Origin of the sequence: Thermosipho sp. 1070, from assembly GCF_001682135.1 — a bacterium.
GTDB classification, from domain to species: Bacteria; Thermotogota; Thermotogae; order Thermotogales; family Fervidobacteriaceae; genus Thermosipho; species Thermosipho affectus.
The window spans coordinates 1,390,595-1,415,596 of sequence record NZ_CP007121.1 but is presented as its reverse complement, the minus strand read 5'-3'; the positions used below and the strand labels follow the sequence as shown (position 1 = coordinate 1,415,596).

Genomic DNA, 25,002 nt, shown 5'->3' with positions numbered 1-25,002 from the left:
TATTTCACCCCTCTTCAGAAATTTCTATTATTGAATTTATCGGATACAAATTCCCATTCACAAGTACATATACATCATTATCTTTAAACTGCACTGCTTCAACTTTTCCACCATCCATAGCTGAAATTTCACTTAAACTTCCATCAGGTTGTACCGTATAAAGTCCAAAATTATAAATCCCGTCTGGTAAAGCAACTCCGTCATTGTTCCTACCGTCCCATAAAAAGGTCTGCATACCTGCTTCTAAATTTCCAAGGTCTTCCTCTTTAACAATTTTCCCATTTTCATCGTATATCTTTAAAATTACATGCGAAGGTTCTTCTAATTTAAAAACTTGGGTATTTGTCACACCGTTTTTTAACTCAATAATATTCGACTTTACAACAGCATACTTTCCCACCATAGATGAAACTTGTGCTCTATACAACGATGCTGAACTTTCAACAAATTTTTGAACTGACTCACTCATATTTGTAATTTGTTCAAGTGTAGATAGCTGCGTCATTTGAGCAATAAACTCCCTATCTTTTAATGGTTCTAAAGGATCCTGATTTTTTAATTGAGTAACTAATAGTTCTAAAAATGCTTCCTTGTCTAACTCTTTTTTTACACCGTGATTTTTTGAATTTTCCATTGGATAAATATTATTCATTTGTATCCAGTTCATCATTATCTTTCACCCACCTCTTTTTTTGCTTTCTATTTTGTTCATTTCCTTTGTCTTGTTTTTCTTCTTCATACCATTCTTGTTCTTCTTTAACTTCAAAAGAATATTCTTTGATCTCAAGCCCTATATTATTAAATCTTTCCCTTAAATTGTGTAATCCTTTTTCTACAATATCTCTTGATTCTTTATTTTCAAAAACAAATCTTATAACTACTTCGTCATCCACTTTTTCCAAATTAATCTCAAGCTTGCCAAAAGCTGGATGTTTTAAATCAATTATTGCTTTTTCCTTATAACTTCCTTTATTCTCTATCATCTCCGTAATTTTTTTGTAAATTTCCTCTATGTTTCTATTTCGAGATTCTAGTTCTGTTCTAATTACATGTAAATTGTTCGCCTTCTCTGTATTATTCAAAAGATCAATTTTCGTATGCACTTCTTCATATTTTGGCATCTTATATAATTTTCTTGCTTGATATTTGAAAATTTCATTGGAAATTTTTGGATTAACTTCCTTACGTGCTACATGTTTTTTTATATTTCTTTCGCTTTCAAAAATAAATTCTATTTTCAACTTATGTTCACTATCCCCCTTTATATTATTCTTCAAAAAAACATTGTTTTCCCTAATAAACCGCTCTAAAATTTTAACCCTTCTATTAATTTCATTTGTCCTTGGAGGATTTTTTTCTCTAATTATTGGGGATAATTTCTCATTTGTCATAGAAATAGGTATTAATATTAAAGAATTTATAGTCTTATTTCCAATTCTAAATATTTTGTCTTTGAAAAAGTAAACTACATCCTTTTTTTTATTTAAAATTATATTCCTATTCAATATTACATCTCTTTTTAATAGCTTTTTTTCTAGGTTATTCTCATTTGTAAAAATTACTTTAATCTTGGGTGGGGTGTTCTTTGGTAACTTCACATCTTTTATTTTAATATTTTTTAAATGTCTTACATTTTCACACAACAATCTTAAATCCTTAATATCCACATTTAAGCTCACTTGATTGTTTTCTAAAAGATAAGATTCTTTCCCTTCTAACTTTTCTAAAAAATTCGTTATAACTTCTTGCACTTTTAAATTTATCTTAGTTTCTTTTTTTTCTATCTCTTTGCCTATTTTTGCAGGAACATCCAATTTTTTCACTTCTTTAGCTTTACTATACTTAACAGCTTTAATATTTTTAACATCCATCTTTTTTGAAGAATTTAGAATTATATTTTTCTTTTTATCATTATTTTTTATATTTTCACTTGTTATATTTTTCTTAATATCACCAACAAAATCACCTTGAAAATTTCCATCTTCATTGAGTCCATTTACATATTCTTTTACATTCAAATAAGTTTTTTCTATTGAATGGAAAGGAGATATATCCTCCTTTTTTTCAATTACTTTACTATTTTCAACTACTTTACTCTTTATAACATCTCTCCGTAAATTTTTTAATTTTTCATCTTTCTTTGAGATATCAAAAAACTTCTGATCTTTCCCTGTTTCCAATGGTTCTTTTTTTAATTTTGTAATTCCTTTTTTTAAAGTATTTGTATCTTCTTTTATAAAATTTTTCTTTTCAACAATATCATTTTCAACAAAAACTTTACTTATAATTTTTACTTTTCCATCTTTTTTACTTTTTAAGACGAGTAACTTTTCATTATTTTCCTTTTTATCACTAATCATCTTTCTTAAAATACTATTTTTTACGTTTTTTTCCTCTGATCTTTCCAACTTTAATCTGTCTAACTCTAAGATTTCCTTTTTCTCAAAAGTATTAACTATCTTTTTTTCTTGCAGCATGGTTTTTTCGTCTCGTGGTAAAATTTCTTTTTTACCATCCATATTACTAAATTTATATTCTTTCTTTTTTGAATTCTCTCCATTTTTTCTTTCGAAAACAACATTTGAAAACTTATCTTTAACGTCTTCTGTTAAGTTTTTAGTACTCACAGAAGTTTCCAAACTTTCTATAACATGCTTTAGTAATTTTTTTTCATCTATAAAAGGTTCATCTTGTAGCCTTAATATTTCTTTTGAAACTGTTTTTCCAAAAATTTTCTTTTTTTCCTCTACTAATTGTTTAAAAGCGCTATTACTTTCTTTTTGGCTTTTTAATTTTACATTTTTACCATGATTCATTTCAACGTTATTAGCAATAAGTTGTTTTAAAAGATTCATTCTATCCCACCACCTAATTTTATTAACTCAACAAAAAGTTTCTCATTTTCATCTTTTAAACGTTTTAAAATCCTTTTTGTAATTGAGACATCCACATTAGATAGCAGATAATATACAATTCTAGGAGAATCCTTGTATAAATTAATCATTGAGTAAATCTCGTTTTCACTTAATGAAGATAAATATCCTTTTACTGCTTTGTTAAATCCTTCAAGTGATATCAACTGACTTTGTAATGTGTACAATTTATCAATCTCTTTTTTCAAAAATTCCAATTTTTCATTTAAATTACTAAGAATTTCATTTACATTGTAAATTTTATTAACAACCGCAGCTGCTTTTGTTGGATTTACTTTTGCAAGTGCTTGTACCATTTCACTCCTTAAGTCTGGAGCTAACTGCTGAAAAACTACAGCTAATGTCTCTACATTCACATCTTTACTATTCATCAACGGTACTAATTCATTTGCATCTCCATTTTTAAAAATTTCAACTAATTTATTTAAATTCTTAGCAGTATCAAAAACTTTTGTTTTGGATAATTCTTCACTTATTTTTTTCTCTTTCCATTCATCCTCTATTCTTTTAAGTGAATTGTATAAAATTTCGTTTTGTTTTCTTAATTTTTCTGCCTCTTTCAATTTTTCTTCCGATTGCTTAATTAACCCCTCTATATTTTTCTTATAACTTTCAAATATTTCTGTAAAGTACTTTTTGGGTTCATTTACACTTAATGACTCATACTTTACATACCTATTTAGAATAGGTACTTTATTCAACAAATACGCAGCATAACTCTTGAAATTTGAAAACAATGATTCATCCACACCATATACATTTTTTAATAAAAAATTAAAATAAGAAAACAACAAAATTTCCGAAATAACTAAAACTGCTATAACAAACGCTATTAGAAATTTTAGAAGTTTGTTTTTCTTCTCCATATTCAACCTCCAAATATTCTTCTCCAAGTAAATTTTTCTACACAACCTACAATCATTCCTTAAAAAAATGCGGGGCTTTTAGCCCCGCAAGATTTAAAACTTATTATTCTTGTTCCATTTCTCTTTTTCTTTCTTGAATAATTTTTTCTTGAACGTTTGGCGGAACAATATCATATTTCGAAAATTTCATAGTGAAATATCCTCTACCACTTGTGATAGAAGAAAGTCTACCCGAGAAATCCAACATCTCTGCAAGTGGCACTTCAGCTGTTACCTTTGTAACTCCTTTTCCTGCAGGTTCCATTCCATGTGGTCTACCTCTTCTTGAACTAATTTCTCCCATTACATCTCCTGCATTTTCATCTGGTACAAATACAAAAACTTCCATTATAGGTTCAAGTAATACGGGTCTTGCTTGTTCAAAAGCCTTCCTAAATGCCTGTATTGCAGCTATTTGGAAAGAAATATCAGAAGAATCAACTTCATGATACGAGCCATCAAACAATGTAACCCTAATATCAACTACAGGAAATCCTGCAAGTGATCCCTTTTTCATAGCCTCTTTGATTCCTTTTTCAACAGATGGAATAAAGTTTTTAGGAATTACCCCACCAACTATTTTATCAACAAATTCAAACCCTTTTCCTCTTTCAACTGGCTCTATTTCAATTTTCACATGTCCATATTGACCATGCCCACCTGTTTGCTTCTTATGTTTATGTTCACCAATCGCCTTTCCAGTAATTGTTTCTCTATATGCAATCTTTGGCTTTCCAACTTCAACATCTACACCAAATATGTTCTTTAATCTTTCAACCATTACATCCAAATGAATATTTCCAATACCCGAAATAACTGTTTCCGAAGTTTCAGGATCAAACTCCCAACTAAACGTTGGATCAGAATCTGCAAGTCTTGCAAGTCCATTACTAATTTTATCAATATCTGACTTGGATTTTGGATTTATACTCCTTGAAATCATTGGCTCTGGGAATTCAGGTAATACAATCTTTAATCTTCTATCTTTATGAGTCATTGTATCTCCAATGGCACTCTCTTTCAATTTTGGAATGACAATAATATCCCCACAAGTTGCTTCAGAAGTTTCTTCTGTATTTTTTAATACAGGATAGTAAATATGCCCAATTTTTTCATTTGCCCCTCTATTAACATTAACAAGTGTATCACCTGCGGTTAATTTTCCACTAATTACTTTCAAAAAGCTCAACTTACCGACAAATTGATCCACTATCGCTTTAAAGGTGTATGCAACAACGGGCTCACCTTCTGATGGAAGAATCTCAACTTCATCACCAGATTCAAGAACTGCTTTATACGCATTTCCTTCTAGTGGATTTACACCTAAAATTGACATTACTTCCAAAAATTTATCAACACCTATATTTTTTTCGGCAGAGCCACAAAATACTGGAACAATTTCACCATTTTTATAACCAATTTTCAAAGTTTTTAAAAGCTCTTCAGAACTAATATCTTCATCTGCAAAATATCTTTCCATTAATTCCTCATCCAAAGAAACTATATCTTCAATCATGGATGATCTTAACTCTTCTACTTTATCTTTTAGTTCTTCAGGAATATCTATTTTTTTTGCCTTCCCACTTTCGTAAACAAATGCTTCTCCCGAAAATACATTTACAATACCCGTAAAGCTATCTTCTTTACCTATAGGGTAAAAAACTGGAACAAACTTTCTTTCAAATCTTTCTTTTAAACTATCTAATGCTTCTTCAAAATTTGCCCTTTCTTTGTCCAGCTGATTAATAAACACCGATATAGGTTTTTTTAATTCCTCAGCTATACTCCATGTTCTTTCAGTTTGAATTTCAACTCCAGCTGTTGCATTAACCACTGAAACTATATTTTCGGTAACAAATATCGCATTTATAACATCACCAACAAAATCGCTAAAACCCGGTGTATCAATAACAGTAAATTGATATCCATTAAAATCAAATTTTGCAACGTGTGAAGAAATACTTGAGCCTCTTTCTACTTCAATGGGATCAAAATCTACTTCTTTATTTCCAACTTTATCAATCTTTCCTCCATTTACCAACATCGCAGATAAAAGTATGCTTTTACCACAACTATTATGTCCTATCAGAGTAAGAGTTCTTTTTTTATCAACAGCACCCATTAGCCCACCTCCATTTATTTTTATTGCAACCCCTATTATATCACATTTCAGTTACCTTTTCTTTACAATATATCCTAAGCCTACTTCTATTAGCCCAGCACTGACTAGTACCAAAATGAAATCAAAAAATGTTAATTTTATATAACTTAAACCATGCAGTATAACTATAATCCCCAATATAATAGCTGCAACTCCTTTTGGAAATTCCTTTATTATCCTATAAAAACCAAATACTCCAATAAAAAGACCAAAATAAAATATTAGAGAAAATGAAAAAGAAAAAAATATAGAAAATAATAGCAACACTCCTATTGATAATAATACCAAACCACTTATCATGCTTTAACCTCTTTTTTATATAAAATAATCAGTTAATTCAGTTTCAATCTCTATTTCATAATCATCTTGATTAAACTTTACTTCAAAGACGTTGTTAACCAAATATTCTAACACTAAAATTGCCAGTGCTTTATTTGTTAATTTTTCTGTTTTTTTACTGTCAACTACTACGTAAGCTACATCTCCGTCTAAAAATAACCCTTTAATGGCACTCTTTGCACCTTCGGAAATCGCATAATCTAAAACTAAACCAGATGGTAATACAATCTTTTCAGAAAATCCCATCAAATTAGAAAAATCTACTTTGTCTATATTAGTGTATAATAAACCCTTGAAAAAAATCAAATCTTTTTCTTGATTTGTTTCGTACAATTCTAATCTTAAACGCCCTATATTCTCATTTAACTCTACCGAAAAATTAATTCCTTGCTCTGAAAATTTAGATATCTCGTTTAAAATTTTGGAAAAATCATTCTTTTTTTCTTTTTTTACATATTTAAATACAAATGAATCTATAAACTTCATTTTAATCCTCCTTTAAATTTAAATTCTGGAACAATTCTTCTAGCAATGCCAACAGCTTTCTCAATATTTCCTACTAACAAATTCTCCATTATCTCTTTAGAAAGATTTTTAATTTGTTCAGTTGAAATTGGAACCGAAAAATTCACAGAATATATCTTAGGATGTTCTGTTTTTAACGGAACCTCGTAAGGATAAAATAATTCCTCGTATAATTTTTCGCCTTCTCTAATTCCAGTATAAATTATATCAATATCATCCCTCCCTAGAATCTTTGCCAATTTTTTTGCAACGCTTTCAATATATATCTGCTTTCCCATATCCAAAACAAACAAATTTCCATTCAAAATAGTTGATTGTAAAACTAGCGAAACAGCCTCTGGAATACTCATAAAATACCTTCTCATTTCCGGATGAGTTATCGTAACTGCTCTTCCATTTTCAATTTGTTTTTTAAATTTCCATAAAACACTCCCACGACTTCCAATAACATTACCAAATCTGACAATTGAGAACTTTACAGGGCATTTTTTTGCTAGAACATAAAGTTCTGAAATTCTTTTACTCAACCCCATAAAAGATGTTGGATTAACCGCTTTGTCTGTGGAAATAAATACAAATCTTTCAACATTAAATTCACATGAAAGTTCCACCAAATTCACGGTACCAAATACATTTACCCTAATAGCTTCATATGGATTTTCTTCCATTAAAGGAACATGCTTATGAGCTGCCGTATGAAAAACAATATCGGGACTATACTTTTTAAATACTTCCCTCATCCACTTCGAATTTTCCACATCCCCAATCACCCTTGAAACTTCCAAATTGGGAAATTTTTCTCTTACTTCCTCATTAATTTCATAAATACTGTTTTCTCCTCTACCCAAAAGAATAATTCGATTTGGTTCTTGAAAAGCTATTTGTCTACAAATCTCAGAGCCTATACTTCCACCAGCTCCTGTTATCATAACAACTTTATCTTTTATATACTCCCTTATTCTGCTCAAATCAACCCTTACAGGTTTTCTACCGATTATATCTTCCAAAGAAATTTCCCTAATATCTTCAATTCTGATTTTATCTTTAAAAAGTTCTTCGAAAGAAGGAATAACTTTTACTTTTGTTTTCTTTAGATCTATTTTTTCAATTATACTATTGATTCGTTGACTATTTAATTCTGGTATAGCAATTATAATTTCATCGTACGAAAATAACTTTAAATATTCATCAATTTTTGAAAGAGGTCCAAAGACCTTCCTTCCAAATATTGTACGGCCAATCTTATTTGTATCGTCATCTATAAAACAAACAACATCACCAATACCAGATTTCATTATTTCTTCTGCAATTGAAACAGCTACATCTCCAGCTCCAATTATCAAGTATTTGTTTTCTACACTTTTTTTTATTTCTATTATAAATTGATAAAAAAGTCTTACACCAACTAGTAAAATAAATGAAGATAAAAACATTACAAACCCAACTGACCTTGGTAAAACTATTCCCTTATAAAAATGAAAAAATGACAAAACGAGTAAATAAGAAATAACAGAGGCTCTAAAAAGCTTCAAAAAATCCTTTTGGTTTGCATATCTCCACACCACTTTGTAATTTCCATTAAAAATGTATACCAACGCTGAAATTATAATGTATACATATATTGACTCATCGTATTTTCTCATCTCAGAAAAATTAAAACCAAATCTAATAAAAAGAGCTAAAACTCCAGCTATTAAAGTAGAGAATACGTCTACAAAAAACAACAAAACCTTTCTATTCAAAAAGATCACCTCAAATTACGTGTTTAATATTTCCTCCCAATTTTTTAAATTTATACGCTATATTTTCATACCCTCTTAGCGCATGAAAATCATTATGTACTTCTGTTTTTCCTTCGGCAAGGAATCCTGCAATGATAAGTGCCGCAGTTGCACGTAAATCGGTTCCCTCGACTTTGGCTCCACTTAATTTTTTGACGCCTTCTACTATCGCCGTTCCATCAAATATTCTTATCTTTGCCCCCATTCTAACCAATTCATCTACGTGATGAAACCTATTTTTAAATACATTTTCCATTATCATACTAGTCCCATTTGCAACAGATAAATAAACCATAATCTGAGGTTGTAAATCAGTGGGAAATCCTGGATAAGGTTGTATGTTTATATTAATAGACTTTTTCCTATTTTTACCATTTACATAAACATATGAGTCAAATATGTCAACCTTTGTACCTGTTTCTTCTAATACTTCCCATAATATCTCTAAATGTTCTGGGATTATACCTTTTACAACACCTTCACCACCTGTTGATGCTATAGATATAGCGTAAGTACCCGCTTCTATTCTATCTGGCATTACACTATATGTTCCACCTGAAAGTCTTTTAACTCCTTTTACTATAATTTTTCTTGTTCCAGCACCAACTACATTCGCTCCCATTTTGTTCAAAAATTTCTGAAGATCAACAATCTCCGGCTCCATTGCAGCGTTTTCTATAACAACTTCTACACCATCTAATAATGCAGCAGTTGTCATTAAATGTTCTGTTGCACCTACACTGGGAAAAGGTAATGTAATAAAAATTTCCCCTTCACTTTTTCCTCTTTTTGCAAAAACCTCACCATGTTCAATTTCTATACTAAAACCAAGTTTTTTTAACCCCATTATATGATAATCTACTGGCCTAACTCCTATTGCACACCCCCCTGGCAATGAAACCTGCCCCTCTCCTAACCTCAACACTAAAGGCCCTAAAACGTTAAAAGAAGCTCTCATTTTTCTTACTAAATCATATGGAATCACTTTATTCTTAGCAACTCCCGAAATCCTAACAATGTTATTTTCAAAATACACATTTTTGCCCGTCTCTTTTAGAATATCAATCATCGTTCTAATATCAAGCAAATCGGGCACATTACGTAACTCTATTTCATCATCAATTAATATAGTGGCTGCCAAAATAGGAAGCGCTGCATTCTTAGCACCTGAAATAACCACTTCACCATTTAATACAGATTTTTCTAGCACAAAATATCCCAATTTAATCCCTCATTCTTTCACAATATTTAATAGTTCTTCAAGGTTTGTTGAATCGTAAGGATATGTAGCCATTTTTATGTCAAACTCCACTTCTGGAAGTTTAATATTCATTAAACTTTCTATTCTATCCTTTACAACATTTGCATTTTCTTTTGAAATTTCGGTCAATAGCACTAAGAATGAATCATATGAATATCTTCCAATACTATCTAAAGGAACTCTAACCGATTCTCTTAAAACTTTACCTAAGGTAATAATAATTTGTTCCTTTTCAAAATCTTCTTTTTCATTTATTCCTCTCAACTTAATCAGAATAATAGCATATTCAAAGTTTTCTTCAAATGCTTTTTGATGGTAATAGCTTATTAATTTCAATATATGTTCTTTTGAATAAACCCTTGTTAACGGGTCAATCATTCTCTTTGTTCCCAAATCTTTTATAAAATCATCAAAGGCTTCAAATTGCTTCTTTACAATCTCTGAATATTCAGTAAGCAAGCTTTCAAGCTCGTTTTGTCTTGTCTTGAGTAATAATAACTCATCTTCTAACTCCCTAATTCTAACTATCAATTCTTCTTTTGTCATTTTTTCATATTCACCCATTCTATCTCCTCCTAATATAATCTTCTAATAAAAAAAAGTGTGTATTTAGATTGAAATTTGTAAGATTTAAATAGACCTTCCCATCTTTTATATAACCCAACCTAACACCTAAATTGTGCAAATAAACTCCATATGGTAAATACTTTGAATAATATATATTTCCATTTTTTACTTCTACACTATCAAAAAATTCCAAATTTCCATTATCAAGCAACGCTTCAATTTCAAACTTATCCGTTACCACCGTAACTTCAAATTTATCATACCACCATTTTTTTACAAAAACAAAATTACCAGTAGTATTTACTATCCCAAATAACCTTTTATCATTTGTTAATATCACACCAGTAGCATCTACTCCAAAAAAGTAAATCCCCTTTTCAGAAAAACTTAAGGGAGTTAATTCATCCTTTTCGATGCCAAAATAAACCATTTTATATTTTACATCATCATCAAATAAAGTATTTAAACCTTTTCTTAGTAAAAAAAACGGATAAGATGTTTTTTCAAAAAACACATTTACACTTTCCAAAACTTTATCTTCAAACATATAATTAAAAATAAAAATAAAGATAAGTAATAAAAAAGATAACATCAGAATTTCTACTTTTTTCATTCATTTCTCCTCAATCTCGATAATATTGAAACTTTATCAAGTACCATTCCTGCACCACGTGCTACACAAGTCATAGGTTCATCTGCAACAAACGCCTCTATTCCCGTCTCTTTCTTCATCAACGTAGTGATACCCCTAAGTAGTGCTCCTCCACCTGCAACTACTATTCCTTTCTCTGTAATATCTGCCACTAACTCCGGAGGAGTCTTTTCCAAAGTTGCCTTTGTAGAATCTACAATTTGCATTATTATAGGTTTCAAAGCTTCTCTTATTTCACCACCTCTTAACACAAGCCTTTTTGGAAGTCCGCTTGACAAATCTATTCCGGTAATGCTCGTCTCAAGTTCATCATATTCCTTATCTGGAAATACATTTCCGATCTCAATTTTAACCCTTTCTGCTGTTCTTTCACCAATTATCACTCTATACACTTCTCTTACATATTGGATAATCGCCTCATCAAGTTCATCTCCCGCAACCCTAATTGAAGTCCAAGTAACAAGGCTTCCCAAGGAAATAACAGCAATTTCGGTAGTACCTCCCCCTATGTCCACTACCATATTGCCCGTTGGTTCCTCAACGTTCAAATTAGCACCGATAGCTGTAGCCATAGGTTCTTCTATTAAAAAAACTCGTTTTGCACCAGCTTCATTACCTGCCTCAAGTATTGCTCTACTTTCAACTTCAGTAATTCCCACAGGTACTCCAACAACAACCATGGGTCTAAAAAATGAAAAACCATTTTGAGCTCTATTAATAAAATAAGTAAGCATAGCAAGTGCCACATTGTAATCAGCAATAACTCCGTCTTTCAATGGCCGTATTGCTTTTATATACGAAGGAGTTTTTCCAATCATATTTTTTGCTTCATTTCCAACTTTTAAAACTTCATCATTTTCTACATTTATTGCGACAACCGAAGGTTCATTTATTACTATCCCTTTATCTCTTACATAGACTAATGTATTAGCAGTCCCCAAATCTATCCCCATATCATATCTTTTAAACATACTAACACTCCTTTAAAAATTCAACTAATTTTTTCTTTGCATCACTTATCTTTGAAACTTCTTTGCCACCTGCTTGGGCAAAATCTGGTCTTCCGCCACCACCGCCACCTAAAACTTTAGATAAAGTTTTTGCAATTTCACCAGCATGTAATTTTTTTAAGTCTTTTCTTCTTTTTACTATCAACACTACCTTATCATTTTGTTTGTTAAAAAATACTACAAGATCCACACCCTTATCAATTATCCTATCGGATATCTCCCTTAATGTCTCAACTTCCAATCCTTCAAATTCTTTAACTAAATACTTTATGTTACTTTCCAAATTAACTTCTTCCAATAACTTCTCAACATTAACCATATTTTTCTGAAATTTTTTGAATTTTGATTCCAATAACTTGATATCTGTTTTCAATTTTTCAATTTTTGCAAATACATCCCTGTCATTTGCTTCAAGTAAATTTTTAATCTTTTTCCAATTATTCTCCAGAGATTTTAAATAATTCAAACTAACCATTCCAGTTATTGCCTCAATTCTTCGCACACCAGCACTAACTGAACCCTCACTGATAATTTTAAACAATCCTATTTCTCCAGTATTTTTTACATGTGTACCTCCACACAACTCTTCACTAAAATCTGATACTTTTACAACTCTAACTTTATCTCCATACTTCTCTTCAAATAATGCCATCGCTCCTTTGCTAACAGCCTCATCATAAGACATAATTTCCGTTTCCACATCTATTGCTTCTAAAACTATTTTATTTACAAGCTTTTCAACCTCTTTTATCTGCTTTTCTGTTAACGCTTCATAATGCGTAAAATCAAACCTCAATCTTTCAGGTTCAACCAAAGAACCTGCTTGTCTAACATGAGTCCCCAATATCTTTCTTAACGCCGCATGCAATAAATGCGTTGCTGTATGATTTCTTGCAGTAGCTTTTCTTTTATTCATGTCCACCCTTGCAACACCTTTATCACCAACTTTTACCCTCCCCTTTAACACTCCTTTATGAACTATTATTCCTTCAACGGGTAAATATACATGTTTGACCTCAAAATTACCATTTTCAAAACTAATTACACCTTTATCGGAAACCTGTCCACCTTTTTCAGGATAAAAAGGAGTAACATCAAAAACCAACTCACATTCTACGTTTTCAACACTATCGACAAAATCATCTGTCTTAATCTTTAAAACTTTTACATCTGTCTCTAGTGTATCGTATCCTACAAATTCTGTGTGAAAATTCAAAGACTCATATTCTGTTCTTTCAGAAAATTCAACTTCTCCTGCTGCATTCCTCGCCTTTTTTCTTTGTTCCTCCATGTATTTATTGAAACCCTCTTCATCAAGTACATATCCATTTTCATTTGCAAGATCCTTTAAAATATCCAGTGGAAATCCATAAGTATCGTATAATTTAAAAGCAGATTTTCCATCTATTTTTCCCCCAGATTCTCTGACAACTTTTTCTACAATTTCAAGTCCTTTATTCAAATTTTGTAAAAACCTCTCTTCTTCTCCATGAATAATTTTTTTAACAAAATTAGATTTCTCCACAATTTCCGGGTAAATCTTTCCCATTTTCTCTACTACAGCATCTACAACATTGTACAAAAATGGCCTATCTGCTCCAAGTAACTTACCATGCCTTGCAGCCCTTCGTAAAATTCTTCTTAAAACATAGCCTCTTCCTTCGTTAGATGGAAACACACCATCGGAAATTAAAAATACTAAAGCTCTAATATGATCAGCAATAACACGAATTGATACGTCCTTTCTCTGATCTTTTGCATAATCAATTTTCAAAATATCAGAAATCCTATTTATAATAGGTAAAAATAAATCAGTATCAAAGTTATAATATACGCCTTGCATCATTGCGGCAATTCTTTCCAACCCAGCACCTGTATCGATATTTCTTCTCTTCAAAGGTAATAAATTTCCATTTTCATCTTGATAATATTCCGTAAAAACTAAATTCCATATCTCCACAAAACGCCCTTCTGTATTTGCAGGATTTGGTTCTTTGCCATCTGCAGTTTCAACTTCCATACCTGTATCGTAAAAAATTTCAGTGTCCGGTCCACAAGGACCTGTAGGACCCGCAGGCCCCCAAAAATTATCTTCCTTTCCTAACCTTAAAATTTTTTGCGAAGGTATTCCTATATTTCTCCAAATTTCGTATGCTTCATCATCTTTTTCATACACCGATATCCACAACTTCTCTTCTGGTATTTTTAAAATTTGTGTTATAAATTCCCATGCCCATTCAATTGCCTCTCTTTTAAAATAATCACCAAAAGAAAAATTTCCAAGCATTTCAAAAAAAGTATGATGTCTTGGTGTTCTTCCCACATTCTCTATATCAGTTGTTCTTATACATTTTTGACACGTTGCTATACGTGTATAAATAGGATCAACCTTTCCCCAAAAAATAGGTTTAAAAGGAACCATACCCGCAACTGTAAACATTAATTGTGGGTCATCTGGAATCAAAGAAGCACTAGGTAAAATTTTATGACCTTTCTTCTCGAAAAATTCTAGAAATAGCTGCCTTATTTCTTCGCTTTGCATACAGTTACCTCCTTAACCTACAAAAATTTTCAAAAATATAAATATAATCGGAGCAACAAATAACAATCCATCTATTCTATCTAACATTCCTCCATGTCCAGGCATAAATTTTCCTATATGCTTTAAACCATATGCCCTCTTTATAGCAGATTCAAAAAGATCTCCCAATGTATCAAATAGTCCTGTAATTATAGCAAAAGGCACAGAATACAAATAACTAATATTAGTATTGCATTGAAAAAAGGTTTTCATAACATAAAAATAAATTAAAACATAAATAAATGTACCAAAAATTCCTCCAAAAAGCCCTTCATAACTTTTATTTGGACTGTAAACTTTAGATAATTTGTGTTTCCCAAAAGCAAGACCAAAAAAGTACGCAAAACTATCATATGCCCAGGATAGAGTTAATGTTAGTAAAGCCAGCGATGCACCATAATATTTATAAAGTGGAATAAAAAAAGAAAGATTAAATGAAATGTAAATCATAGATATGGAAAAAACACCAAAATATTCCATAACTATATCTTTATTCTTTACCCAAACTAATGTTACTAAAATACCCATTATAAATAATACACTAAACAATTCCATAGAAAAATTTATAAACCATAAACCAAACAAAACGGGAAATGCGGAAACAATGATAATATACAATACAATTACTCCCGTTTTTTTGTACTTCATCAACGTTGAAAAATATAACTCAGAACTTGCCAAAAAAACAATAGCGGAAACTAGCCCTATCAAACTTTGATACGAAACAAAGCATATAACAACAACCGGCGCAACAATTAATGCGGAAAAAAGCCTAACTTTGGTTTCTTCTTTCACTTTATCCCCCCAAATCTCCTATTCCTTTTGAAATAATCATCTATCGCCTCTTGCAAATCTTTTTCTGAAAAATCTGGCCACAAAACATTTGTAAAATAAAGTTCACTGTACGCAGCTTCCCATGTTAAAAAATTACTTAACCTCATTTCTCCAGAAGTTCTAATTATCAAATCTGGATCAGGAATTTCAGGTCTATAAAGAAACGAATTAAAAATATTTTCATCTATTTTCTGTAGTCCACTCTCTAAAATTCTATTAACAGCATCTATTATCTCTGCTCTCCCTCCGTAATTTATTGCCATATTTACAACTATTCTCTCATTATTCTTCGTCTTTTCTTCGTATTCTCTACAAATATTGTATATCTTATCACCCAATTCTTTTAGACGTCCTGAAAAGACTAGTTTTACTCCTTCTTTATCCATTCTTTCGTAAAATTCAGCAATTTTACTCTGCAGAAGGCCAAAGATAAAATTTACTTCTTTTTTCGGTCTTTTCCAATTTTCCGTTGAAAATGCATAAAACGTGGTGTACTTTACACCACGTTTTGCAGACCATCTTACTACTTCCTCAATTTTATACGCTCCCTTGTAATGACCATACATTCTAGGCTTATTTTGTCTTTTCGCCCATCTTCCATTTCCATCCATTATAAAAGCTATATGCCGCAACATATTAAAACTCCATTATCTCCTTTTCTTTCTTCTCAAATAACTTATCCAACTCTTCAACATATTTGTCAGTTAAGTTTTGTATTTCCTTTTCTAACCTTCTTTCATCATCCTCAGAAATTTCTCCATCTTTTTTCATTTCTTTTAACACCTTTATACTATCTCTTCTTATATTCCTAACGGCAATTTTCCCATGTTCAACTATGTCTTTTGCTTTTTTTACCCATTTCTGTCTTTGTTCTGTGGTTGGAGTAGGAAATACCAATCTAACAACATTACCATCATTCATTGGATTTAATCCTAAATCACTACTTTGAATTGCCTTTTCTATAGCTCCAAGTAAATTTTTCTCCCAAGGCTTAATAATCAACGAACGTTCTTCTGTTACATTTACCGTTGCAACCTGATTTATTGGAGTAGGCACCCCATAGTAATCTACTTTTATTTCTTCTAAAAGTGCAGGAGATGGTCTTCCTGTTCTCAATTTTTTTAATTCTTCATCAATCGAATTCACACTTTTTTTCATCTTTTCTTCCGTTTCCTTTATAATAGGTTCCTTCATCAAAACACCTCCCAAATTATTTGTTATTTTCCTTTATGTATTATATCACGGAACATTTAAAGTTAAAACTTTCGAAATCTCATTGTCGGAAACTAATCTGAAAATTATCGTGTGCTTTCCACTATTTTCAAACATTAAAGGAAGTTCAAATAAAGTTACCCCACCATATTTGTTTAAAAAAACCTTCATATTACTAACTTCATACGAATAATTTTCTTCTGGAACTAACACATTTACCTTTCTTATCAAAATATACCTTTCTTTATTTTTGAGATTATTTATCTCAAAAGAAAATTTAACAGGTGAGTTTTTCTTCAAATATTCATCGGAATATATTCTTAATTTTAAATCTTCTAAATTTCTTTCTACCTCATTTACAACCAAAAATTTATTTAAAATCTCATTTAGCTGTCCGTTAATAACTAAGCTACACTTTAAAGTAAATATTCCCGTTTTTTCGGCTAAAAATGGTTTTGAAGATTCCAAAAAAAGTCTTTCACCACTAAAAAGTTTGTATTTTCCTAAATTTATATCCTTAAATGATTTACCTCCTAAAATCCACTCTAAAGATTCTACATTAAGTTCCACAGATGTAGATGTCTTATTTTCAATAACAATTTGTGGATAAATTTTTTCACCAACTATATAAAATGGATCCATAGATATTTCTTTTAATATTTCTTCTTTGACATTGAAAGTATTTTCAACTTCTATATCTTTTCCATTTAAGTTTAAATTAACTACAATTTTATAAATTCCAGCAGTCAAATTCTTAATAGTGACTTCTCGCTTTAGATCAAAAACCAAGACACTTGAAAGTTTATCAACATTAGAATTTACACTTGAATTGTAGTAGAAATTATATATAGGGATATTTTCTTTTAAAATTTTAAAACGGAAATTATTAATCACAAAACTTTGCAAAGCATTTCTTGTATTTATAAGATAAACCTTTGCATCAATCTCTTCGTTGGAAAAAAACTCAGTTTTATGTTTAATAATAACCTGAAATCCATTCACTAAATTTGGATTTTTTACATTCAAACTTTTGAACAAGAAAAAAATAACAAGAACAACTACTATATTTATAAAAAGTATATAAATACTTCTTTTTCTATAACCTTGAATTTCTTCTTTTAGTTTTTTTTCCTTTTCCTCCAATTTTTTCTTATATTCCTCATTCCTCATACATTCCACCTGTCACCCTTATAATTTCCTCAAGAGTTGTTTCTCCATTCAAAACTTTGTAAAGACCATCCTCAAATAAAGTACGCATCCCTCCCCGCTTTGCAGACTTTGTTATCTCTGAAAGTGATACCCTATTATTTATTAAATATTTTAATTCATCATTTACTATTAAAACTTCATTAATAGCGGTTCTACCTTTATACCCAGTATTATTACAAGCTTCACATCCCACTGCTACTTTTTGTTTTAAAGGTATCTCAGGAAAAAGCTTTCTAGCAAATTCTGCATACTCTCCATCAAGGGATACCTCTCTTGCACAATTATTACAAACTCTTCTCACCAATCTTTGGCCAATTACTCCAATCAATGAAGAACTGATAAGACTTGGATCAATCCCCATATTCAGCAATCTATCAATTGCACCTGCTGCAGTATTTGTATGCAACGTTGATAAAACTAAATGCCCAGTTAGTGATGCCTCAACAGCCAAATTTGCTGTCTCCTTATCCCTAATTTCACCGACCATTATGATATCTGGATCTTGTCTTAAAAAGGCTCTTAGATACTTTGCAAATGTAAGACCTATTTCCGGATTTACTTGACATTGCGTGACACCTTCAATAGTATATTCTACTGGATCTTCTGCTGTAACTATATTTACAGCTTCATCGTTAAGGGAATTAATTATTCCAACCAATGTAGTACTTTTTCCACTACCAGTTGGACCAGTAACCAATATAATTCCATATGGATGAGTTATCAATTGCTTAATTCTTTCATAATTATAATCACTATAGCCCAATTCTTCTAATTTTTTATTTGATTGAGAAACTTTTAAAATTCTCATGACAACCTTTTCTCCATTAACAGATGGCATCGTGGAAACCCTAAAGTCATACTGTTCAGAATTTAAATTCATAAAAAACTTACCATCCTGTGGTATTCGTCTTTCAGTGATATCAAGTTTTGATAGAATTTTTATCCTTGCCACAACAGAACCATGACTACTTTTTGGATATTCCGTTATTTTCTTTAAAACTCCATCAATTCTATATCTAACAACAACATTTCTCTTCCCAGTAGGCTCTATATGAATATCGCTTGCATCTAATTCAATAGCATGTGTTAATAAATTGTTTACTAATCTAACAACGGGGGTATCTTCATTTTCTATTTCACCCAAATTTTCTTCCTCTTCTTCTCCTTCTTCATTCTCATATAATGATTCTGAAACTTCAAACTCCATCTTTTTTTCCGATGAAACTTCCATTAAAACTTCTTCAAACATATCAGGTGCTATAAGATACACTTCTATCTCTTTTCCAAAAAGAAACTTCAACCTTCTTTTTATCAAAGAAATGTTATATACGTTATCTGTAACAACTACTATTTTATCTCCATCAAGCTTTATTGGAACTGCCCTTAATTCCTCCATCAATTCTCTTTTCATATTCAAATTCAATGTTGGATCTACTTTGGGCTTTTCGGCAAAATAAGGTACTTCATACTGCTTAGACAATGCTTTTACTATCTGATTCCAAGTACAAAATCCCAATTCAACTAAAACTTCTCCAATTGGCTTTCTTGTCTTTTTTTGAACCTGTAATGCATACTCCAAATCTTCTTTTGTAATTATCCCCCTATCAATTAAAATATCCCCCAATCGTTTATACTTTTTTTCCATCATTTCCCATTACCTCCAACCCAAATTTAAACAAAGCAGGAATATCTTCTTGACTGTATAAAAAGTCTTCTTCTCTCTCAAGACCTGTTGCAATCAAAGTCACTCTTACTTCATCTTCAGGCATTTCAGGATCAACATTTATACCAAGTTTGAGATCTGCATTCTCACTGCATGTCTGTCTTATTATAACAGCAGCTTCCTGCATCTCATGTAATTTAAAACTATTAGATGCTGTTATATTTAAGATTATTGAATTTGCATTTTCAATAGGATGTTCAACTAATTTACTTTCAAGCGCATTTCTCGCTGCAATTGTAGCTCTATTTTCACCTTTACCAACACCTATTCCAAGCATTGCCGCTCCCGCATTTCTCATTACAGATTCAATATCGGCAAAATCTAAATTTATAATGCCCCTTTTGGTAATTAATTCGGAAATACCTTTTATACCTTGATACAATGTTTCATCTGCCTTTTTGAAAGCATCAACAAAAGTTATATCTGAAGAAAACTCCTCCAATAACTTATTATTACTTATCTTTATTAATGTATCTACGTGTTGATGTATTTTTCTAATTCCCTGCATTGCCGCTTTCCACCTTGGATCACCTTCAAAATAAAACGGTGTAGTAACAACTGCAACAGTTAAAATCCCCAAATTTTTAGCAATTTCTGCTATAACTGGAGCTGCACCAGTACCAGTACCGCCTCCAAAACCTGCTGTAATAAAGAGCATATCAGTTCCCCTTAATATTTCTTCTAACTTCTTTTTATCTTCAAGTGCTGCCTCTTCACCAACTTTTGGATTACCACCAGCTCCTAAACCTTTGGTTAATTTTTCACCAATTTGCACAATTTCATCCGCTTTACTTACTTCAAGAACTTGTGCATCTGTATTAACGGCAATAAACTTCACATCATCTATACCAGACTCAACCATTCTATTCACGGCATTACAACCTGCTCCTCCAACACCAACAACTTTTATAACAGGCATTATTTTTGAAAAACTCTCTTCTTTTTTTACATTAAATGCCATATTTATTCCCCCTTAAACAATTTTCTAAAAAATTCACCAAATCCAAAAGAATTTTTTGATTTATTCTTACTGGATATAAATTCTGAACTCTCTTCTTTTTCAAATTGCAAAACATTTCCAAATACCGCTGAAAATTGCGGATCAGACAATATTTGTTCATTCTCCTCAATGATAAATTCATCTGTATTTACAAAGCTTCCAACTCTCACAGAACATTTCAACACATCGGAGGCCACATCTGTAATCCTAGAAATTTTAGCACCTCCACCAGTCAAAACCACACCACCTGGTATTCCCAAATCTTTAAATTCTTTATAATCTAACATTGCATCTCTATAAATTTTTCTAACGTTCAAGAAAATTTCCCTTAATCTTGCATAAATTATTCTTGCAAGAAGTTCTCTATTTACCTCTAAATTCGTTCTGTTATCCAACGCCTTGTATTCTATAACACTTGGTTCAATATTTTCAAAAACAGCTATTCCATAAATCTTTAAAAGTCTTTCTGCTTCGTTTATAGATGTCTTCAAAACCCTCGCTATGTCTAATACAACATGCCTAATCGATTTTTGAATTCTCACAAATTTTATAGGTGCGTTGTTCAAGAATATGGTAACCACAGTTGAATAGTGTCCCAAATCCACATGTACAACTCCACTATCCTTTTCAAAACTAGTCAAAACAGCTTCTGCCGCTGAAATAGGAGATATGAAATATTCTGCCTCTCCTATTGTATCCCTTGTGGCATAATCTACAATACTTCTATGCATATTGTCACCAATTATAAATGAATAAACACCTTCTAACTTTTTCGCATTCATGTTAACAGGATTAAAAACTATTTTCTTTTCATCCAAAATATATTTCTTTATATATGAATGATAAACATTATTATTATCCCCAAGTATAGTTCCTAAAATCAAACTTTTCAACTCTTCTACGTGTTTCTCATTAACGGCAACAGAACTTTCAGATTCGGTAAGTATTAATTCTTCCCTAATCTCCTGAAGCTTGAAATTCCCCACACTTGAAGAGACCAAAAAATCTCCTTTTAAATTTTTTCCAATTTGTTCCTCCAAATTTTCAATCAAAACATTCATAGATTCATTAAGCGCAACAACATCCTTTATTTCTCCTGATTCAATTCCTTTGGACTTAATGGTTGAATATGCAATAACTTCTTTCCCATCATTAGAATAATTAATCACAACCCCTTTTATACTATGATTACCTATATCTATAGAAGTTACAGGATCCCATTTACCCATATATTTCACCTCGCCTTTATTAACCTATCATTAGAAAAATAATAAACCTCGTTTGGTTCAATATATTTATACACTATTTTCAACTTTTCAAAATAAACTTTAAAATCAAAATTCTCATTAAAAAACACTTTTGAATTATTGTTTAATACCATGTAATTTTCAACAAAATTTATTTCATACACAAAGTTAGGTATACCAAAAGATAGATTTTTCAAATATTTTTCACTAACCTTCCCTCTAAAATAATCTATTTCATCTATAGGAATCACAATCACAGGCAAAGAAGAAAATACTTTATAATTATCTACTATGTCAATTATTTTACCATTTGAGGAAACTATCCACAAATTATCTTCATATGGTAAAATAAACCTAGGGACGTTATTAGACTCCTCGACATAATTTAAATTACTTTTTGGATAATAGAAAAACAAAAAAAAGATGAATAATACGCTCCACAAAAATATAATCTTTTTATCAAACATCATAAACTATTTTATCATAAAATTATGAAAATATGACAAACTGGAGTGGAGCGTGGAGGCGCGGCACTTGCCGAGGAAAGTCCGGACTCCATGGGCAAGGTACCGGATAACGTCCGGAGGGAGTAATCCCTGGACAGGGCCATAGAGAAGAAGACCACCTATATGGTAAGGGTGGAACGGTGAGGTAAGAGCTCACCAGGTATGGAGTAATCCATACGCTTGGCAACCCCTACCTGGAGCAAGGTCAAGCAGGGCTTGGGTGGCCCGCCCACTAGCCCGGGTAGACCGCTCGAGGAATTTGGTAACAAATTCCCAAGATAGATGCCTCCAGCAACAGAATCCGGCTTACCGCTCCACTCCTAAATATTAAAAACAATTTATTTTTCATATAAAAGGAGGTTGAAAAAATGTATGTAAACACAAAGGAAATTTTGGAAAAAGCAAGTAAAAATTATTACGCAGTTCCCGCTTTTAATATTAACAACCTAGAGTTTTTAATCGCTATTTTACAAGGAGCTGCAGAAAAAAAGGCGCCCGTAATAATAGAAACAAGTGAAGGGGCAATTAAATACGCTGGAAATGGTGATCCTTTAAGAGGAGCAAAGTTTTTCGTAGAAACCGTCAAAAACTACGCTGAAACACTAGACATTCCAATTGCACTTCACCTTGACCACGGAAAAAACTTAGAATATATTGCAGCTGCAATTAAAGCCGGGTATTCTTCTGTAATGATTGATGCTTCACACGAAATTTTCGAAAAAAATCTAGAAATTACAAAAGAAGTAGTTAAATGGGCACACGCATCCGGTGTATCCGTTGAAGCGGAATTAGGACAATTAGCTGGAATTGAAGACAACGTTATGGCTGAAGAAAATGTTCTAGTAGATCCAGAACAAGCAAAAATATTTGTAGAAAGGACAGGCGTAGATTTCCTTGCTCCCGCCATTGGTACAAGCCACGGTGCATTCAAATTTAAAGGGGAAGCAAAATTAGATTTTGAAAGACTTAAAAAGGTTAAAGAATTAACTAAGATTCCATTGGTGTTACACGGTGCATCCAGTGTACCAAAAAAATTCGTAGAACTTGCAGAAAAATACGGGGCAAATCTGGGTGGTGCAAAAGGTGTCCCACAAGAAGATATTAAAGAGTGTGTTAAACTAGGAATAAATAAAGTAAATACAGATACAGACCTTAGAATAGCATTTCTTGCCGGTCTTAGAAAACATCTTCTTGAAAATGAAAAAGAATTTGATCCGCGAAAATATTTCAAACAAGGTATGGAGTTTGTGAAAGAAGTAGTTATGGAAAGATTGGAATTCCTTAATGCAGCCGGGAAAGCTTAAAATTTTAAAAGGGGGAATCAAGATGGTTGTTCTCGTTGTAAACAGCGGCAGTTCGTCAATTAAATACCAACTTCTTGACATGGATGATGAAAATGTACTTTGCAAAGGTATAGCCGAAAGAATTGGTATTCCTGGAAGTAGAATAGTTCACAAAAAAAACGGAGAAAAATTTATTGTAGAAAAACCCATGGTTAATCACGACGAAGCACTCAAAGCCGTACTAGAAATTTTAAAAGACGAAAAAATAGGGGCAATTAAAGACTTTAACGAAATCGATGCAGTGGGTCATAGAGTTGTACATGGAGGAGAAAAATTCTCTGGCTCTGTATTAATAACTGATGAAGTTATAAATGCTATTGAAGAGTTTTCATACCTTGCACCTTTACATAATCCACCAAATCTTATGGGCATAAAAGCTATTATGAAATTGCTTCCCGGTGTCCCAAATGTAGGAGTTTTCGATACCGCATTCCATGCCAAAATGCCTAAAAAAGCCTATCTCTACGCAATACCATATGAATATTATGAAAAGTACAAAGTTAGAAGATATGGGTTCCACGGAACAAGTCATAGATATGTTTCAAAAAGGACTGCGGAATTGTTGGAACTCGACTATAACAATTCCAAAATCATAACCGTTCACCTTGGTAACGGTGCTTCTATTGCCGCGGTTAAGAATGGAAAAAGTATCGATACTTCAATGGGATTCACACCTCTTGAAGGTTTAGTTATGGGAACTCGTTCTGGAGACCTTGATCCATCTATAGTTACATTCTTAATGGAGAAAGAAGGATTATCCGCCGAAGAAGTCTACACAATATTAAATAAAAAAAGCGGAGTTTTAGGATTGTCCAAAAACTTTAGTTCTGATATGAGAGACATAGAAGATAAAGCACTTGAAAATGATCCACTATGCAGATTAGTACTCGACATATATGAATATAGAATCGCAAAATACATTGGAGCATACGCAGCGGCAATGAATGGCGTAGATGCTATATCATTTACTGCTGGGGTAGGAGAAAATTCACCAATTACTCGTGAAGAAATTTGCGAAAATTATCTAAGTTTTCTAGGAATAAAAATTGATAAAGAGAAAAACAACGTAAAAGGCAAAGAAATGATAATTTCAACTCCTGATTCCAAAACAAAAGTTTTAGTAGTTCCAACTAATGAAGAATTAATGATTGCAAGGGATACAAAAGAAATAATTGAAAAAGGTCTCAAACAACTTGATTATTAATCGGCTGGC

At 31.6% G+C, this 25,002-nt stretch carries 22 protein-coding genes and 1 other RNA gene; 3 read left to right on the top strand and 20 right to left on the bottom strand.

The features are described 5' to 3' along the window. Positions 1-4 precede the first annotated feature (4 nt). The 20 genes from Y592_RS07190 to Y592_RS07095 form a co-directional block, all read right to left on the bottom strand. Entirely contained in the window at positions 5-667 is a 663-nt protein-coding gene (locus Y592_RS07190) for a flagellar hook assembly protein FlgD (protein ID WP_237254748.1), read from the bottom strand. After that, positions 645-2,855 (bottom strand): flagellar hook-length control protein FliK, encoded by a 2,211-nt coding sequence (gene fliK, locus Y592_RS07185; protein WP_077287787.1) that lies wholly within the window; start codon positions 2,853-2,855, stop codon positions 645-647. Before fliK ends, Y592_RS07190 begins: the two co-directional genes overlap by 23 nt. Continuing rightward, positions 2,852-3,799 (bottom strand): hypothetical protein, encoded by a 948-nt coding sequence (locus Y592_RS07180; RefSeq protein ID WP_077198547.1) that lies wholly within the window; start codon positions 3,797-3,799, stop codon positions 2,852-2,854. The genes fliK and Y592_RS07180 overlap by 4 nt, the downstream gene beginning before the upstream one ends. 103 nt (positions 3,800-3,902) lie before the next feature. Beyond that, on the bottom strand, positions 3,903-5,960 hold the full coding sequence (gene fusA, locus Y592_RS07175; RefSeq protein ID WP_075666309.1) for an elongation factor G: 2,058 nt from the start codon (positions 5,958-5,960) through the stop codon (positions 3,903-3,905). Positions 5,961-6,011: 51 nt separating this feature from the next. After that, a complete protein-coding gene (locus Y592_RS07170; RefSeq protein WP_075666308.1) occupies positions 6,012-6,299 on the bottom strand; it encodes a hypothetical protein in 288 nt (95 codons plus the stop codon). A 15-nt stretch (positions 6,300-6,314) separates the two neighbouring features. After that, a complete protein-coding gene (locus Y592_RS07165; RefSeq protein ID WP_075666307.1) occupies positions 6,315-6,824 on the bottom strand; it encodes a hypothetical protein in 510 nt (169 codons plus the stop codon). Continuing rightward, the gene (locus tag Y592_RS07160) at positions 6,821-8,614 is read right to left on the bottom strand and encodes a polysaccharide biosynthesis protein (RefSeq protein ID WP_232218176.1); all 1,794 of its coding nucleotides are present in this window, start codon (positions 8,612-8,614) and stop codon (positions 6,821-6,823) included. Before Y592_RS07160 ends, Y592_RS07165 begins: the two co-directional genes overlap by 4 nt. Before the next feature lies 1 nt (position 8,615). Beyond that, positions 8,616-9,866, bottom strand: a complete 1,251-nt coding sequence (gene murA / locus Y592_RS07155) for a UDP-N-acetylglucosamine 1-carboxyvinyltransferase (RefSeq protein WP_075666306.1) — start codon at positions 9,864-9,866, stop codon at positions 8,616-8,618. A gap of 9 nt (positions 9,867-9,875) precedes the next feature. Then, positions 9,876-10,469, bottom strand: coding sequence for a diguanylate cyclase domain-containing protein (locus Y592_RS07150; RefSeq protein WP_075666305.1), 594 nt, complete (start codon positions 10,467-10,469; stop codon positions 9,876-9,878). A 1-nt stretch (position 10,470) separates the two neighbouring features. Then, entirely contained in the window at positions 10,471-11,085 is a 615-nt protein-coding gene (locus tag Y592_RS07145) for a hypothetical protein (protein WP_075666304.1), read from the bottom strand. After that, positions 11,082-12,095, bottom strand: coding sequence for a rod shape-determining protein (locus Y592_RS07140; RefSeq protein WP_075666303.1), 1,014 nt, complete (start codon positions 12,093-12,095; stop codon positions 11,082-11,084). The genes Y592_RS07145 and Y592_RS07140 overlap by 4 nt, the downstream gene beginning before the upstream one ends. A gap of 1 nt (position 12,096) precedes the next feature. Beyond that, positions 12,097-14,676, bottom strand: a complete 2,580-nt coding sequence (alaS, locus tag Y592_RS07135) for an alanine--tRNA ligase (RefSeq protein ID WP_088368933.1) — start codon at positions 14,674-14,676, stop codon at positions 12,097-12,099. Between the two features lie 12 nt (positions 14,677-14,688). Further along, positions 14,689-15,510, bottom strand: coding sequence for a phosphatidate cytidylyltransferase (locus Y592_RS07130; protein WP_075666301.1), 822 nt, complete (start codon positions 15,508-15,510; stop codon positions 14,689-14,691). Then, positions 15,507-16,184 carry a polyprenyl diphosphate synthase gene (uppS, locus tag Y592_RS07125; protein WP_075666300.1) on the bottom strand — a complete coding sequence of 226 codons (678 nt, stop codon included), beginning with the start codon at positions 16,182-16,184 and terminating at the stop codon, positions 15,507-15,509. The genes Y592_RS07130 and uppS overlap by 4 nt, the downstream gene beginning before the upstream one ends. 1 nt (position 16,185) lies before the next feature. Beyond that, positions 16,186-16,743, bottom strand: coding sequence for a ribosome recycling factor (gene frr, locus Y592_RS07120; protein WP_075666299.1), 558 nt, complete (start codon positions 16,741-16,743; stop codon positions 16,186-16,188). A 45-nt stretch (positions 16,744-16,788) separates the two neighbouring features. Then, a complete protein-coding gene (locus Y592_RS07115; protein WP_075666298.1) occupies positions 16,789-17,931 on the bottom strand; it encodes a hypothetical protein in 1,143 nt (380 codons plus the stop codon). Next, the gene (locus Y592_RS07110) at positions 17,921-19,618 is read right to left on the bottom strand and encodes a GspE/PulE family protein (RefSeq protein ID WP_077287770.1); all 1,698 of its coding nucleotides are present in this window, start codon (positions 19,616-19,618) and stop codon (positions 17,921-17,923) included. Before Y592_RS07110 ends, Y592_RS07115 begins: the two co-directional genes overlap by 11 nt. Then, positions 19,599-20,654 carry a cell division protein FtsZ gene (ftsZ, locus tag Y592_RS07105; protein ID WP_075666297.1) on the bottom strand — a complete coding sequence of 352 codons (1,056 nt, stop codon included), beginning with the start codon at positions 20,652-20,654 and terminating at the stop codon, positions 19,599-19,601. The genes Y592_RS07110 and ftsZ overlap by 20 nt, the downstream gene beginning before the upstream one ends. A gap of 2 nt (positions 20,655-20,656) precedes the next feature. Then, a complete protein-coding gene (gene ftsA, locus Y592_RS07100; RefSeq protein WP_075666296.1) occupies positions 20,657-21,922 on the bottom strand; it encodes a cell division protein FtsA in 1,266 nt (421 codons plus the stop codon). A gap of 5 nt (positions 21,923-21,927) precedes the next feature. Continuing rightward, positions 21,928-22,410 carry a DUF4894 domain-containing protein gene (locus Y592_RS07095; protein ID WP_232218175.1) on the bottom strand — a complete coding sequence of 161 codons (483 nt, stop codon included), beginning with the start codon at positions 22,408-22,410 and terminating at the stop codon, positions 21,928-21,930. 39 nt (positions 22,411-22,449) lie between these two features. Here Y592_RS07095 and rnpB point away from each other — a divergent pair. The 3 genes from rnpB to ackA all read left to right on the top strand — a co-directional run bounded on the left by rnpB (position 22,450) and on the right by ackA (position 24,993). Continuing rightward, positions 22,450-22,771, top strand: an RNA gene (gene rnpB, locus Y592_RS07090) — RNase P RNA component class A. Positions 22,772-22,814: 43 nt separating this feature from the next. Beyond that, positions 22,815-23,750 (top strand): class II fructose-1,6-bisphosphate aldolase, encoded by a 936-nt coding sequence (gene fba / locus Y592_RS07085; RefSeq protein WP_075666295.1) that lies wholly within the window; start codon positions 22,815-22,817, stop codon positions 23,748-23,750. A gap of 22 nt (positions 23,751-23,772) precedes the next feature. Further along, complete coding sequence (gene ackA, locus Y592_RS07080; protein WP_077287768.1) at positions 23,773-24,993, top strand: acetate kinase; 1,221 nt, start codon at positions 23,773-23,775, stop codon at positions 24,991-24,993. Positions 24,994-25,002: the final 9 nt, after the last annotated feature.

What these genes read in the sequence shown, in the direction of transcription:
- Y592_RS07190 (WP_237254748.1), bottom strand. Translation starts at nt 667, where the DNA reads ATGAACTGGATACAAATGAATAATATTTATCCAATGGAAAATTCAAAA.
- fliK (WP_077287787.1), bottom strand. Translation starts at nt 2,855, where the DNA reads ATGAATCTTTTAAAACAACTTATTGCTAATAACGTTGAAATGAATCAT.
- Y592_RS07180 (WP_077198547.1), bottom strand. Translation starts at nt 3,799, where the DNA reads ATGGAGAAGAAAAACAAACTTCTAAAATTTCTAATAGCGTTTGTTATA.
- fusA (WP_075666309.1), bottom strand. Translation starts at nt 5,960, where the DNA reads ATGGGTGCTGTTGATAAAAAAAGAACTCTTACTCTGATAGGACATAAT.
- Y592_RS07170 (WP_075666308.1), bottom strand. Translation starts at nt 6,299, where the DNA reads ATGATAAGTGGTTTGGTATTATTATCAATAGGAGTGTTGCTATTATTT.
- Y592_RS07165 (WP_075666307.1), bottom strand. Translation starts at nt 6,824, where the DNA reads ATGAAGTTTATAGATTCATTTGTATTTAAATATGTAAAAAAAGAAAAA.
- Y592_RS07150 (WP_075666305.1), bottom strand. Translation starts at nt 10,469, where the DNA reads ATGGGTGAATATGAAAAAATGACAAAAGAAGAATTGATAGTTAGAATT.
- Y592_RS07145 (WP_075666304.1), bottom strand. Translation starts at nt 11,085, where the DNA reads ATGAAAAAAGTAGAAATTCTGATGTTATCTTTTTTATTACTTATCTTT.
- Y592_RS07140 (WP_075666303.1), bottom strand. Translation starts at nt 12,095, where the DNA reads ATGTTTAAAAGATATGATATGGGGATAGATTTGGGGACTGCTAATACA.
- alaS (WP_088368933.1), bottom strand. Translation starts at nt 14,676, where the DNA reads ATGCAAAGCGAAGAAATAAGGCAGCTATTTCTAGAATTTTTCGAGAAG.
- uppS (WP_075666300.1), bottom strand. Translation starts at nt 16,184, where the DNA reads ATGTTGCGGCATATAGCTTTTATAATGGATGGAAATGGAAGATGGGCG.
- frr (WP_075666299.1), bottom strand. Translation starts at nt 16,743, where the DNA reads ATGAAGGAACCTATTATAAAGGAAACGGAAGAAAAGATGAAAAAAAGT.
- Y592_RS07115 (WP_075666298.1), bottom strand. Translation starts at nt 17,931, where the DNA reads ATGAGGAATGAGGAATATAAGAAAAAATTGGAGGAAAAGGAAAAAAAA.
- Y592_RS07110 (WP_077287770.1), bottom strand. Translation starts at nt 19,618, where the DNA reads ATGATGGAAAAAAAGTATAAACGATTGGGGGATATTTTAATTGATAGG.
- ftsZ (WP_075666297.1), bottom strand. Translation starts at nt 20,654, where the DNA reads ATGGCATTTAATGTAAAAAAAGAAGAGAGTTTTTCAAAAATAATGCCT.
- ftsA (WP_075666296.1), bottom strand. Translation starts at nt 21,922, where the DNA reads ATGGGTAAATGGGATCCTGTAACTTCTATAGATATAGGTAATCATAGT.
- Y592_RS07095 (WP_232218175.1), bottom strand. Translation starts at nt 22,410, where the DNA reads ATGATGTTTGATAAAAAGATTATATTTTTGTGGAGCGTATTATTCATC.
- fba (WP_075666295.1), top strand. Translation starts at nt 22,815, where the DNA reads ATGTATGTAAACACAAAGGAAATTTTGGAAAAAGCAAGTAAAAATTAT.
- ackA (WP_077287768.1), top strand. Translation starts at nt 23,773, where the DNA reads ATGGTTGTTCTCGTTGTAAACAGCGGCAGTTCGTCAATTAAATACCAA.